A 13,452-nucleotide genomic window follows, 5' to 3' on the forward strand; every position below is an offset into this window, starting at 1 on the left:
CGGAATTGCTGGCCCGTACGCAAGTCGAAACCGGCGATCCTGGCTGATCCCGGCCGCTTCGGCTGGCCCTGCTGAACATTCTGACGGTCGATGCGGTTGAGGTCTGGCCTGATCAAGAGTCTGGTGGCGCTGGCAGCCCTGTTGACGGCCTTCTGCGTCTATCTGGATGCACAGATCGTCGACTATTTCGAGCAACACCGCTACCAGCCACCGGCGCGGGTCCATGCGCGGCCGCTGCTGCTGCGTGAAGGAGAGCTGCTCAGCGAGGAGCGGCTGACGACCGAACTGGCGGCGCTGGGTTACCGTTTCGTTGCCGGGTTGAAGGAACCCGGAGAGGCCCACCGCGAAGCCGGTGAGGTGGCCTTCTGGCACCGCGGTTTTCGCTTCGCTGAGGGTGACGAGCCGGCCCGCCGGCTGCGGCTGCGCTTTGCCGGCGGGCGCATCACCGAGTTGCGGCAGGAAGATGGCCGTGACGTCGCCAGTGTGCGGCTGGAGCCGCTCGAAATCGGCTCGATCGAGACACGGCTGCATGAAGATCGTCAGCCGCTGGCCATCGACCAGGTGCCGCAACCGCTGATCGCCATCCTGCTGGCGGTGGAGGACCGTCGCTTCTTTGATCACCATGGCATCTCGCTCTGGTCGATCCTGCGGGCCAGTTGGGCCAACCTGCGGGCCGGTCAGGTCGAAGAGGGGGGCAGCACCCTGACGCAGCAATTGGTCAAGAACCTGTTCCTGAGCGGCGAACGCAGCCTGTGGCGCAAGGGGGTCGAAGCCTTGATGGCGCTGCTGCTCGAGTTGCACTATGACAAGTCGCTGATTCTCGAAACCTATCTGAACGAGATCTACCTCGGTCAGCAGGGACCGCGGGCGATTCATGGCGTCGAACTGGCCAGTCGCCACTATTTCAGTCGTCCACTCGATCAGCTCAACCTGCCGGAGATGGCCTTGCTGGTGGGGATGATCAAGGGCCCTTCACTTTATGACCCGTTTCGTGACCCGGTTGCGGCGCGTGGCCGCCGTGATGTGGTGATCGAGCGACTGCTGGCAGAGCGGATGATCACCCCGGAGCAGGCAACCGCTTCCCGCAATGCACCGCTCGGGGTCAGGGCGCGGGAGTTCGCCAATCAGCATCCGGCCTATCTCGACCTGGTGCGGCGTGAGTTGCAACACGATCAGGTCGACTTGAAAAACAATATCAACGGATTGCGTATCTTTACTCATCTTGATCCTGAAATTCAGCGCCAGGCCGAGCGGGCGTTGCGTGAGGGCATCGACGCGTTGGAGAGAAAACATGCGTTGCCGGCCGGGACGCTGAATGGCGCGGTGGTGATGGCCGAAATCGACAGCGGGCAGGTGGTGGCCGTGGTGGGCGATCGACAGGGAACGTTCTTTGGCTTCAACCGTGCGCTCGACAGCCGCCGACCGATCGGTTCGCTGATCAAGCCGGCGGTCTATCTCACCGCCTTGACGCAGCCGTCGCGCTATCGTCTCGACACGCCGCTCGAAGATCAGCCGCTCAGGCTGCGCGATGCCAATGGTCGCTCATGGAGTCCGGGCAACTATGACCAGAAGAGCCATGGCAGCGTGCCGCTCTATCGTGCGTTGGCCAACTCCTACAACCAGGCCACGGTGCGGCTCGGTCTCGACCTGGGGCTGCCACAGGTGATCAGGACCCTGCATCAACTCGGTGTCGAGCAGCCGATTGCCGCCTATCCCTCGCTGCTGCTGGGCACACTTGAGCGCTCACCGCTGGAGCTGCTGCAGATCTATCAGACCATTGCCGCCGGCGGGCGCCATGTGCCACTGCATGGCGTCGGTGGCCTGACCGCACAGCAGGGCGTGCCTCCAGCGTTACCGCCGGTGAGTGCCGAGCAGCGCTTCGACGCAGCCGAAGTGGCGCTGCTGCACCACGGCCTCTACGCGGTGGTGACCGAAGGCACCGCACGTCGTCTGGATGAGCAACTGGGTATCGCGCGGCGGGTGATCGGCAAGACCGGCACCACCAATGATCAGCGCGACAGTTGGTTTGCCGGCTTCGATGGCCGCTATGTCGCCGTGGTCTGGCTGGGGCGTGATGACAACCAGCCAATGCCGCTGACCGGGGCCACCGGTGCGCTCGAGGTGACGGCGCGACTCTATGGCGCCATCGACTCCCGACCCTGGCGCTGGAGTGCGCCGGCTGGAGTACAGATGGCGGCGATTCAGACTGCGGCCGGGTGCCGGGAGTTGCCATTTGTCAGTGGCAGCGAACCCGTTCAGTCCGGCTGTGGCGTCGGGTCACGCCTCGGCGCCACCGCTGGCGAGGCCGCGCAATCGTCGCAGAGCACGGTCAAAGGCACACTCAAAAGCTGGTTCAACCGGTTGTTGGGACGCTGACCGGGATTGTTCCCGCCAACCGTCCGAGTGGGTGCGCAATGCACAAGTGGTCGTCAGTGCCGCATGAACGGCCGAATCGATCCGGAAAGGATGCCGCTGCCGGAATCAGTCGTCCACCCGCTTGGCGAGCTGGCCTTTGCTGTCACGAAAGGGGTGACTTTGCTAGAATCGGCCGCTTGTTCTTTTTCGGCCAGCCCCGCCTGCATGCTTGATCGCACCCGGATCGTTCTGCTTCGCACCTCGCACCCCGGCAACATCGGTGCGGCCGCCCGTGCAATGAAGACCATGGGGCTCACGCGGTTGCTGCTGGTCGATCCAGTGCGTTTTCCGGCGCCCGAGGCCGAGTTCCGCTCAGCCGGCGGTGCGGACGTGCTGGCGCAGGCGCAGGTGGTGGCAACGCTGGACGACGCAATCGATTCCTGTCAGCTCGTCGTTGGCAGCAGCGCGCGCAGCCGACGGGTGCCCTGGCCACTGCTCGACCCGCGGCAACTGGCGGAGCGGCTCAGCCAACTGCCGGCGCAGACCGAAATCGCGATTCTGTTCGGCAATGAGCAGCATGGCCTCTCCAATGAGGAGTTGCACCGCTGTCACTGGCATGTGCAGATTCCGGCTGATGCGGAGTACGGGGTGCTGAACCTTGCCGCTGCGGTGCAGGTGATCAGCTATGAGTTGCGGATGCAGTGGTTGCAGGCAGGTGACATCGCCACGGTCTCGAACAGCTGGGATGTGCCATTGGCAACCAGCAGCGAGATCGAACAGTTGTTCCTCCATCTTCAGAAACTGCTGCTCGAACTCGACTTTTATGACCCCGACAACCCACGGCAGTTGCTGACCCGGCTGCGGCGGCTGCTGCTGCGCAGTGGCCTGGACCGGATGGAGGTCAACATCCTGCGCGGCATCCTGGCGGCGGCCATGGCGCGCATCGACCATTGAAATCAAAGACTGGACTTGCCCATGTTGACCCGACTGCGTGAAGAGATCGATTCGATATTCGAGCGCGATCCCGCAGCGCGCACCCTGTGGGAGGTGCTGACCTGTTATCCGGGGCTGCATGCGGTGCTGTTGCATCGAGTGAGTCACTGGCTCTGGCAGCACCGATTGAAATGGCTGGGGCGTTTTCTTTCGACCCTGACCCGTTGGCTGACCGGCATCGAGATTCATCCCGGCGCCCGCATCGGTCGCCGCTTCTTCATCGACCATGGCATGGGTGTGGTGATCGGTGAAACTGCCGAAATTGGCGATGACTGCACGGTGTATCATGGTGTGACCTTGGGCGGCACCAGTTGGCAACCGGGCAAGCGCCACCCCACGCTGCGGGATGGGGTGGTGGTGGGTGCCGGGGCCAAGATTCTGGGGCCGATCGAAGTCGGTGTCGGGGCAAGGATCGGCTCCAATGCCGTGGTCACCAAGAATGTACCGTCCGAGGCCACGGTCGTCGGTGTGCCGGGCCGCATCATTCAGCCGTTGACGGGTGAGCCTCCCTCGACCTCTTCACCGCACCGCGAAGCCATCGCCAGAAAATTCGGCTTCGATGCCTATGGGCTGGGACGTGATGTGCCCGATCCGGTGGCGCGCTCGATCCATGCCATGCTCGATCACATTCATGCGCTCGACACCAAGCTCGATGGCATCTGTGGCGCCCTGAAGGCGCTGGGCAGCGATCACTGCGCCGAGACGATCGAGATTCTGGATGAGGTGATCGACCTGGAGGGAGGTGTGCCGCCCGGCGCCAGCGGTCGAGCCAATACTTGACTTGTAAAGTAGGTTTTTGGATACTCATTTCACCTATCGACGAAGTTGCCTGGAGCTGATGCCATGAGGTTGACCACCAAAGGACGATATGCCGTCACCGCAATGCTCGATCTGGCCATTCATGCCATTGAAGGTCCGGTCAGTCTGGCAGACATTTCAGAGCGGCAGGAGATTTCGCTCTCCTATCTTGAGCAGATTTTTGCCAGGCTGCGGCAGAACAAGCTGGTTTCCAGTGTCAGAGGGCCAGGCGGCGGCTATCGCCTGAGCCGTGATCGGCAGGAGATCTCGGTGGTACAGATCATCGATGCGGTCAATGAATCGATCGACTCCACCAACTGTGGTGGGCAGGGCAACTGCCAGCGTGGCGAACAGTGCCTGACGCATCAGTTGTGGTGTGACCTCAGCGAGCAGATTCACCTGTTCCTGGCTGGCATCACCCTCGCACACCTGATCGAGAAGCGTGAAGTGCAGGACATTGCCAAGCGGCAGCGTGACTTCATTGCCCGAGAGCGTGGCACCGAATCGCTGGCCCATATTCGTCTGGGCACCAGCTGAGCGACTACAGCCCGGATATTGACGAGCGAGGAGCAGACCAACATGCGCGTACCTATCTACATGGACTATGCGGCGACCACGCCGGTCGATCCGCGCGTCGCTCAGAAGATGAGCGAATGTCTGTTGATGGATGGCTGTTTTGGCAATCCCGCGTCGCGCAGCCATCAGTTTGGCTGGAAGGCCGAGGAGATCGTCGAAACGGCCCGACGGCAGGTGGCCGATCTGATCAACGCCGATCCGCGCGAGATCGTCTGGACCTCGGGGGCCACCGAGTCGGACAACCTGGCCATCAAGGGTGTTGCACACCTCTATGGCGAGCAGGGCAGGCACATCATCACCTCGAAGATCGAACACAAGGCCGTGCTCGACACCTGTCGCCAGCTGGAGCGTGAAGGGTTCGAAGTCACCTATCTCGATCCGGATTCGACCGGGCTGATCACTGCCGAGCAGGTTGGCCAGGCGCTGCGTGATGACACCATTCTGGTGTCGATCATGCACGTCAACAACGAAATCGGCACCATCAACGACGTTGCCGCCATTGGCGAGGTGACGCGCGCGCGCAAGGTGCTGCTGCATGTCGATGCGGCGCAGAGCGCGGGCAAGGTGGAGATCGATCTGGAGCGGATGAAGATCGATCTGATCTCTTTCTCGGCGCACAAGATCTATGGCCCCAAGGGTATCGGCGCGCTCTATGTGCGACGCAAGCCGCGGGTGCGTCTCGAAGCGCAGATGCATGGCGGCGGCCATGAGCGTGGCATGCGCTCCGGCACCCTGGCCACCCATCAGATTGCCGGCATGGGCGAAGCGTTTCGAATCGCCAAGGAGGAGATGGGAGTGGAATGCAGCCGCATCGCCGCGCTGCGTGACCGGCTGTGGCAAGGGATCAGCAGCCTCGATGCGGTCCACTTGAATGGCCATGCCGAACGGCATGTCTGCGGCATTCTCAACGTCAGCTTTGCCTGCGTGGAGGGCGAGTCGTTGCTGATGTCGCTCAAGGATCTGGCCGTCTCCAGTGGTTCGGCCTGCACTTCGGCCAGCCTTGAGCCCTCCTACGTGCTGCGCGCGCTGGGATTGAGCGATGAGCTGGCACACAGTTCAATCCGTTTTTCGATTGGACGCTTCACCACTGAACAGGAGATCGACCATGCGATCGAGCAGGTTCGCAAGGCGGTGACGCGGCTGCGTGAACTCTCCCCGCTGTGGGAGATGCACCAGTCGGGTGTTGATTTGAGCACGGTCCAGTGGGCCGCACACTGACTGCTGCTGGCGGCGGCTGAGCGGTCAGGCACGGCTTCATCATCGGAGAGATCAAAATGGCATACAGTGAAAAAGTACTCGATCACTATGAAAATCCTCGCAATGTCGGCAGCTTGGACGTCAATGACGTCAACGTTGGCACCGGCATGGTGGGGGCTCCGGCCTGTGGTGACGTCATGCGGTTGCAGATCAAGGTCAACGAGGCAGGCATCATCGAGGATGCCAAGTTCAAGACCTACGGCTGTGGCTCGGCCATCGCGTCAAGCTCGCTGCTGACCGAATGGGTCAAGGGCAAGAGCCTGAACGAAGCGGCGCAGATCAGGAACCAGGAGATCGCCGACGAGCTGGCACTGCCTCCGGTGAAAATTCACTGCTCGGTGCTGGCCGAAGATGCGATCAAGGCCGCCATTGCCGACATCAAGCAGAAAAGAAGCGAATAGCGCCATGCGGGCAGACGATCGAGGTGGGTCATGGGCATTCAACTGACTGAACAGGCGGCTGAACACATTCGCCAGCAACTCGATGCGCGCGGCCATGGCATTGGTGTGCGCATCGGCGTCACGCCGAGCGGCTGTTCCGGCATGTCCTATCTGCTGGAGTTCGTCGACCAGCTCAATGAAGAAGATCAGGTGTTCGAGAAAGATGGCGCCAAGGTGATCATCGATGCCAAGAGCCTTCCCTATCTGGAGGGCACCCAGCTCGACTTCGTGCGCGAGGGGCTCAACGAGGGTCTGAAATTCAACAACCCCAATGTCAAGGCCGAATGCGGCTGCGGCGAGAGTTTCACTGTCTAGTCCACCCGCCACCGGCGGTCCTGGTCTTCTGTTGTCATGCGCTCCTATTTTCAGCTCTTTGATCTGCCGCAGTGTTATCAGCTCGACCTCGAGCGATTGGATCGCAACTACCGAAACCTGCAGGCCTCGGTGCATCCAGACCGTTTTGTTGGCGATGGGGCACAGGCCAGGCGTCTGGCCGAACAGTACAGCGGATTGTTGAATCAGGCCTACACGACGCTCAAATCCCCGGTCGAGCGCGCCGCCCACCTCTTGCAGTTGCTGGGCGTTGAAATCGATGGAGCAGCCACCATCTCTGATGGTGATTTTCTTTTCAGGCAGATGACGCTGCGCGAAACGCTGCACGACGTGCGTCAACAACGGGATGAAACAGCCCTGTTGCAGCTCAGGCAGCAGGCACTGGCCGAACAGAACGGGCTGCAGCAGGCCTTTTCGCGGGCCATCAAGGATCCGCAAAATTTGCAATCCGCCTTGCAATTCTTGCTCAAGATGCGGTTTTTTCAAAAGTTTCTGGCTGACATTCATGATGTTGAAGATGTGCTGCTTGATTAGTCGCCGAGCGTTGACAAGCGCTGTTTTCGCCAAATTCGAGTAGCCCATGGCACTTCTCAAGATAGCGGAACCCGGTCAATCCACGCCTGCGGCTCGTCCTCGACGGCGAGCGGTCGGCATTGACCTTGGCACCACCTACTCATTGGTGGCGACCGTCGAAGCGGGGCAGGTCAAGGTGCTGAGCGACAGTGATGGGGGGGTCCTGCTGCCATCGGTGGTCCATTACCGTGCCGAGGGGCTGCCCGAGGTGGGTGTGGCCGCGCAGTCGCTGGCGATCGTTGATCCACTCAACACCATCGCCTCGGTCAAGCGGCTGATGGGGCAGGGCATGGCGGCAGCGCAGCGGCTGTCGGACCATCCGCTGGAGGCGAGTGCCAATGGCATGCCCTATCTGCGAACGGCAGCGGGCAACAAGAGCCCGGTCGAGGTGTCGGCCGAGATCCTGCGCGCACTGGCGGAGCGTGCCGAACGGCACTTCAACGAAACCGGTGTGGCCGCGGTCATCACGGTGCCGGCCTATTTCGATGATGCGCAGCGACAGGCGACCAAGGATGCTGCGCGGCTGGCTGGCATCGAACTGCTTCGACTGCTGAACGAACCCACCGCCGCCGCGATTGCCTATGGGCTCGATCAGAATGCCGAAGGTGTGATTGCGGTCTATGACCTGGGGGGCGGTACCTTCGACATCTCGATTTTGCGCCTGTCGCGCGGTGTCTTCGAGGTGCTGGCCACCGGTGGCGACAGCCAGCTGGGCGGCGACGACTTCGACCGGCGACTGGCGCAGTGGCTTCTGAGCGAAACGGGTCACCCCGAACCCTTGACGCCGGCCGAATCACGTCACCTGCTTGGCGTGGCCCGTGCTGCCAAGGAGCGCCTCAGTGAACAGGTGCAGACAACGGTTGAATTGAACGAAGGCAACCTGTGCTGGCAGGGTGTGCTGACCCGCAGCCAGTTCGAGCAGCTCATTGGTGACGAGGTGGAGCGCACGCTGCGCGCCTGTCGTCGGGCGTTGCGTGACAGCGGTTGTGAGTTGAAACAGATCGACGAAGTGGTGATGGTCGGTGGATCGAGTCGCGTTCCGGTGGTGCGCGAGCGGGTGGAAGCGCTCTTTGGGCGCACACCGCGCATCGACATCGATCCGGAGCGGGTGGTGGCGATGGGTGCGGCGCGTCAGGCCGATCTGCTGGCCGGCAATGCGCAACAGCAGGCCCTTCTGCTGCTCGATGTCATTCCGCTGTCGCTCGGCATCGAAACCATGGGCGGCCTGGTCGAGCGGATCATCCCGCGCAATTCGCCGATTCCGGTGTCGCGGGCCCAGGAGTTCACCACCCATCAGGATGGTCAGACTGCCATGTCGATCCATGTGGTGCAGGGCGAGCGTGACCTGGTCGAGGAGTGCCGTTCACTGGCCCGCTTCGTGTTGCGTGGCATTCCGCCGATGAGCGCCGGCGCAGCACGGATCCGGGTCACCTATCAGGTTGATGCCGACGGACTGTTGAGTGTTTCGGCCACCGAGCTGACCAGCGGCGTTGCCAGTTCGATCGAGGTGAAGCCCTCCTACGGATTGGGCGAAGAGGAGATTCTGCGCATGTTGCGTGACTCACGCGCCTTCGCCGCCGAGGACATGCGCGCGCGCGCCCTGCGCGAACAGCGGATTGCCGCCGATGCCCTGCTGCAATCGCTCGACCATGCGCTGACGCAAGATGGCGACAAATTGCTTGCGGCGACCGAACGCCAGCAGTTGCTGCAGCAGATGGCCCGGCTGCGCACCCTGATGGCGGGTGATGATCCGCAGCAGATTGCGCTGGCCGTCGAGCAGTTGAACCGTGAAAGCCAGAGTTTCGCCGAGCGGCGCATGGACCTGATCTTGCGCAGTGCGCTGGCAGGCAAATCGATCGAGGAGGTCAAGGGCTGACATGCCAACCATCAAGGTCTTGCCCCACCCGCAGCGCTGCCCGCAAGGGGCACTGTTTGAAGCCAAGCCCGGCGACAACCTGATCGAGCTGCTGCTGGCGCATGACATCGAAATCGAACATGCCTGCGAGCGCTCCTGCGCCTGCACCACCTGCCATGTGATCATTCGACAGGGCTTCGACTCGCTGGATGAAGCAGCCGATCTGGAAGAGGACATGCTCGACAAGGCTTGGGGCCTGACGCTGACTTCGCGGCTGAGCTGCCAGGTGACCGTCGGGGAGCAGGATCTGCTGGTCGAGATTCCCAAATACACCATCAATCTCGCCTCCGAAAATCATTGAGGTGACCGACATGAAATGGACCGATGTTCAGCAGATCGCCATCGCGTTGACGGAACGGCATACTGATGTCGACCCCCAGTATGTGCGCTTCACCGACCTGCACCGCTGGGTCTGTGAGCTCGAGGGTTTCGCTGACGATCCGCTGCGCTCCAACGAGAAGATTCTCGAGGCCATTCAGGCCGCGTGGCTCGATGAGTTGTGAATTTCTGGGCCAACTCCGCGGGGCTCGCTCAGAGAGACGGCCACTTTAGGCTATAATCCGCCCTTCGCGCAGTCGTACTGGTGAGCGCGAACCTTTCCTACCGTTTTTACCCTGGAGACACACACGTGGCTGTTGAACGCACGCTTTCCATCATCAAACCCGATGCCGTCGGCAAGAGTGTCATTGGCAAAATCTACAGCCGGTTCGAAAAGGCAGGCCTCAGGATCGTGGCTGCCAAGATGGTGCATCTGAGCAATCGTGAAGCCGAAGGCTTTTACGCCGAACACCGCGAACGCCCCTTCTTCAAGGATCTGGTCGGCTTCATGACCTCCGGTCCGGTGATGGTGCAGGTGCTGGAAGGCGAGAATGCGGTGCTGCTCAACCGTGAACTGATGGGGGCCACCGATCCCAAGAAGGCGGACGCCAACACCATCCGCGCCGATTTCGCCCAGTCGATCGATGAGAATGCGGTGCATGGCTCCGACTCCGCCCAATCGGCGGCACGGGAGATCAGCTACTTCTTCGCCGCCACCGAACTCTGCCCACGCACCCGCTGAGCAGTTGTCTGTCGAGTCACGTCATGGGTGAAACCACCAGGATCAATCTGCTGGGCCTCTCTCGGCCGAAGCTGGAGCAGTTCTTTGCCGAGCTCGGTGAGAAGCGCTTTCGTGTCGACCAGACACTGAAGTGGCTGCACCACCGCCGTGTCGACAGCTTTGATCAGATGAGCGACCTCTCCAAGGGGCTGCGTACGCGCCTTGGAGAGGTGGCCGAGATTCGCCCGCCCGAGGTGGTCCATCGGCAGCGGTCGCTCGATGGCACCCGCAAGTGGCTGATCCGGGTCGAGAGTGGCAGTTGCGTCGAGATGGTCTTCATTCCACAGAATGGCCGCGGCACCCTCTGTGTCTCCTCGCAAGTGGGTTGCGCGCTCGACTGCAGCTTCTGTTCGACCGGCAAGCAGGGTTTCAACAGCAACCTCACCGCTGCCGAGATCATTGGTCAGGTGCGCATTGCCGTCGATGAACTGGCCGGGCTCTATCCCGAACGTGACCGCGCCGTGACCAATGTCGTGCTGATGGGCATGGGCGAGCCGCTGCTCAACTTCGACAATGTGGTCGATGCAGTGCAGCTGATGATGGATGACTTCGGTTACGGCATCTCCAAGCGCCGCGTCACCCTCAGCACTGCCGGTCTGGCACCGATGATCGAACGCCTCGGCGAGGTGACCGATGTCTCGCTGGCGATCTCCCTGCATGCGACGACCAATGCACTGCGTGACCAGTTGGTGCCGGTCAATCGCAAATATCCGATCGAGGTGCTGTTCGCCGCCTGTCAGCGCTACTTTGCGCGTCTCGGCGAACACCGCTCGCTGACGATCGAGTACACGCTGCTCGATGGCATCAACGACCAACCGGAACAGGCGCGTGAGCTGGCTGTACTGAGCCGGATTCTGCCGAGCAAGATCAATCTGATTCCGTTCAACCCCTTTCCCAACAGCGGTTACCGCTGCTCATCTCCGGCGGCCATCGACGCTTTTCTGCAGATTCTGCAACGTGAAGGGTGCCGGGCGACCATTCGCGCCACCCGTGGCGATGACATCGATGCCGCCTGCGGGCAACTGGTGGGGCAGGTGAGCGACCGCACCCGCCGGCAGCAGCGCCATGCCCAGCGTCATGCAGCTGAACTCCTTGCGCAACCACTCACCCTGCGGTGATCGATGATGAGCGCTCCTGTTGTCTCCTGCTGTCGTCGACTTCTCGTCACGCTGCTGCTGGCGTTGCTGGCCGGCTGTGTCACTCAGGAGACCACCCCGTTCAACAAGCGTGACCAGGCCAAGGCGGTCGAGGCCTACATCGCGCTCTCCATCGCTTACCTGCGCGACGGCAATGCGCAGATGGCCAAGGAGTCGCTGCAAAAGGCCAAGGCGCTCGATCCGGACAATCCGGCACTGTTTTCGGCGACCGCCTACCTGTTCCAGTGGCAGGGCGAACCGCAACTGGCCGAACAGAACTATCGCAAGGCGTTGAGCAGAGATCCGCAATTCTCCGAGGCACGCAACAACTATGGTGTCTTTCTCTACAGCCAGGGGCGCTATGACGAGGCGATCAGCGAACTGCTGAAGGTGGCGGAGGATCCGCTTTATGCCCAGCGCCATCAGGCTTATGAGAACCTCGGCTACTGCGCGCTGAAGAAGAACGACAGCGCACTGGCGATCCATTACTTCTCCAAGGCGCTGAAAATCAATGAAAACCAGCCCAATGCGCTGCTGGAGATGGCTGATCTGATGTTGCAGGCCGGCAACCTGTCGGCGGCCAATGCCCACATGGGGCGCTTTCGCGACTTGCTTAAGATGCGCCAGGCCGAAGCGAGCGCCCGCAGCTACTGGATCGAACTGCAACTGGCGCGGGCTCAGGGCAACCACGATCTGGAGGCCAGCAACGCCCTGAAACTGAAGGGGCTGTTCCCCGACTCCGAAGAGTATCGCAGCTACCTGAAGCAGGGCGGGCGCATCCCCTGAACCCTGTTTTGTCCATTCATTCGGTCCCGCTGGAATTCAACCTCGATCATGCAGCCGCAACAGAGCATCGTCCGGCGTAAATCGCGCAAAATCTGGGTCGGTTCGGTGCCGGTCGGCGGCGACGCGCCGATTGCCGTACAGAGCATGACCAACAGCGACACCCATGACGTCGCAGCGACGGTGGCGCAGATCCAGGCGCTCGCCGATGCCGGTGCCGACATCGTGCGGGTGTCGGTGCCGACCATGGAGGCGGCCGAGGCCTTTCGCCAGATTCGCGCCCAAGTGGCGCTGCCATTGGTCGCCGACATCCATTTCGACCACAAGATCGCCCTGAAGGTGCTGGAACATGGTGTCGACTGCCTGCGCATCAACCCGGGCAACATCGGCAAGGAGGAGCGAATCAGGGCCGTGGTCGATGCCGCCCGCGACCGACGGGTGCCGATCCGCATCGGCGTCAACGCCGGTTCGCTCGAACGTGACCTGCAACGCAAGTATGGTGAGCCGACTGCCGATGCCCTGGTCGAGTCGGCCATGCGCCATGTCGAAATTCTCGATCGGCTCGATTTCGCCGACTTCAAGGTGAGCGTGAAGGCTTCCAACGTGATGATGGCGGTTGCGGCCTACCGCAAGATCGCCAGCCAGATCGAGCAGCCGCTGCACCTGGGCATTACCGAAGCCGGGGGGCTGCGTTCCGGCACGGTCAAATCGGCGCTGGGCATTGGCACCCTGCTGATGGAGGGGATTGGTGACACGCTGCGGGTTTCGCTGGCGGCGGATCCGGTGGAGGAGGTCAAGGTCGGTTTCGACATCCTGCGCAGTCTGCAACTGCGCTCACGCGGCATCAACTTCATCGCCTGCCCGAGCTGCTCGCGGCAGAACTTCGATGTGATCGCCACGATGAATGCGCTGGAGCAGCGCCTGGAAGATGTGCGGGTGGCAATGGATGTGGCGGTGATCGGCTGCTATGTCAACGGTCCCGGCGAGGCGCGTGAAGTGGAGATCGGCGTCACCGGGGCGGCACCGCAGAACCTGATCTTCATCGATGGCAAGCCCAGCCACAAGGTGGCAGCCGAGGCCTTGACCGACGAACTGGAGCGGTTGATCCGTGAGCGGGCCGCGCAGAAGAGTCGGCAGGCTGCCAACACCATCGCCCGCGGCTGAGATGCTGTTCGGATTTTTAAGATAAAGAAA

The 13,452-nt window shown here is 61.8% G+C and carries 15 protein-coding genes; all 15 read left to right on the forward strand.

Annotation, left to right across the window (positions count from 1 at the left end; genetic code table 11):
* Positions 1 to 90 precede the first annotated feature (90 nt).
* Positions 91 to 2,376 carry a penicillin-binding protein 1B gene (mrcB, locus tag H7A13_09660; GenBank protein ID MCP5333601.1) on the forward strand — a complete coding sequence of 762 codons (2,286 nt, stop codon included), beginning with the start codon at positions 91 to 93 and terminating at the stop codon, positions 2,374 to 2,376.
* A gap of 204 nt (positions 2,377 to 2,580) precedes the next feature.
* Positions 2,581 to 3,309 carry an RNA methyltransferase gene (locus H7A13_09665; protein ID MCP5333602.1) on the forward strand — a complete coding sequence of 243 codons (729 nt, stop codon included), beginning with the start codon at positions 2,581 to 2,583 and terminating at the stop codon, positions 3,307 to 3,309.
* 21 nt (positions 3,310 to 3,330) lie between these two features.
* Positions 3,331 to 4,128, forward strand: a complete 798-nt coding sequence (cysE, locus tag H7A13_09670; GenBank protein MCP5333603.1) for a serine O-acetyltransferase — start codon at positions 3,331 to 3,333, stop codon at positions 4,126 to 4,128.
* 63 nt (positions 4,129 to 4,191) lie between these two features.
* Positions 4,192 to 4,683: a Fe-S cluster assembly transcriptional regulator IscR gene (iscR, locus tag H7A13_09675; protein MCP5333604.1), complete on the forward strand. Its 492-nt coding sequence runs from the start codon at positions 4,192 to 4,194 to the stop codon at positions 4,681 to 4,683.
* A 42-nt stretch (positions 4,684 to 4,725) separates the two neighbouring features.
* Positions 4,726 to 5,940, forward strand: a complete 1,215-nt coding sequence (locus H7A13_09680) for an IscS subfamily cysteine desulfurase (GenBank protein MCP5333605.1) — start codon at positions 4,726 to 4,728, stop codon at positions 5,938 to 5,940.
* Between the two features lie 56 nt (positions 5,941 to 5,996).
* Positions 5,997 to 6,380, forward strand: coding sequence for a Fe-S cluster assembly scaffold IscU (iscU, locus tag H7A13_09685; GenBank protein MCP5333606.1), 384 nt, complete (start codon positions 5,997 to 5,999; stop codon positions 6,378 to 6,380).
* 30 nt (positions 6,381 to 6,410) lie between these two features.
* Entirely contained in the window at positions 6,411 to 6,734 is a 324-nt protein-coding gene (gene iscA / locus H7A13_09690; protein ID MCP5333607.1) for an iron-sulfur cluster assembly protein IscA, read from the forward strand.
* Between the two features lie 36 nt (positions 6,735 to 6,770).
* Positions 6,771 to 7,286 carry a Fe-S protein assembly co-chaperone HscB gene (hscB, locus tag H7A13_09695; protein MCP5333608.1) on the forward strand — a complete coding sequence of 172 codons (516 nt, stop codon included), beginning with the start codon at positions 6,771 to 6,773 and terminating at the stop codon, positions 7,284 to 7,286.
* Positions 7,287 to 7,332: 46 nt separating this feature from the next.
* Positions 7,333 to 9,201, forward strand: coding sequence for a Fe-S protein assembly chaperone HscA (gene hscA, locus H7A13_09700; protein MCP5333609.1), 1,869 nt, complete (start codon positions 7,333 to 7,335; stop codon positions 9,199 to 9,201).
* A gap of 1 nt (position 9,202) precedes the next feature.
* Positions 9,203 to 9,541 (forward strand): ISC system 2Fe-2S type ferredoxin, encoded by a 339-nt coding sequence (gene fdx / locus H7A13_09705; GenBank protein MCP5333610.1) that lies wholly within the window; start codon positions 9,203 to 9,205, stop codon positions 9,539 to 9,541.
* 10 nt (positions 9,542 to 9,551) lie between these two features.
* Positions 9,552 to 9,743, forward strand: coding sequence for a Fe-S cluster assembly protein IscX (gene iscX / locus H7A13_09710; GenBank protein MCP5333611.1), 192 nt, complete (start codon positions 9,552 to 9,554; stop codon positions 9,741 to 9,743).
* 125 nt (positions 9,744 to 9,868) lie between these two features.
* Positions 9,869 to 10,300 carry a nucleoside-diphosphate kinase gene (ndk, locus tag H7A13_09715; protein MCP5333612.1) on the forward strand — a complete coding sequence of 144 codons (432 nt, stop codon included), beginning with the start codon at positions 9,869 to 9,871 and terminating at the stop codon, positions 10,298 to 10,300.
* A gap of 23 nt (positions 10,301 to 10,323) precedes the next feature.
* On the forward strand, positions 10,324 to 11,457 hold the full coding sequence (gene rlmN, locus H7A13_09720) for a 23S rRNA (adenine(2503)-C(2))-methyltransferase RlmN (protein MCP5333613.1): 1,134 nt from the start codon (positions 10,324 to 10,326) through the stop codon (positions 11,455 to 11,457).
* A 6-nt stretch (positions 11,458 to 11,463) separates the two neighbouring features.
* Entirely contained in the window at positions 11,464 to 12,261 is a 798-nt protein-coding gene (gene pilW / locus H7A13_09725) for a type IV pilus biogenesis/stability protein PilW (GenBank protein ID MCP5333614.1), read from the forward strand.
* A 48-nt stretch (positions 12,262 to 12,309) separates the two neighbouring features.
* On the forward strand, positions 12,310 to 13,422 hold the full coding sequence (ispG, locus tag H7A13_09730; GenBank protein ID MCP5333615.1) for a flavodoxin-dependent (E)-4-hydroxy-3-methylbut-2-enyl-diphosphate synthase: 1,113 nt from the start codon (positions 12,310 to 12,312) through the stop codon (positions 13,420 to 13,422).
* Positions 13,423 to 13,452 lie beyond the last annotated feature (30 nt).

It is taken from the genome of Pseudomonadales bacterium (genome assembly GCA_024234215.1).
Classification (GTDB): domain Bacteria; phylum Pseudomonadota; class Gammaproteobacteria; order Pseudomonadales; family UBA5862; genus JACKOQ01.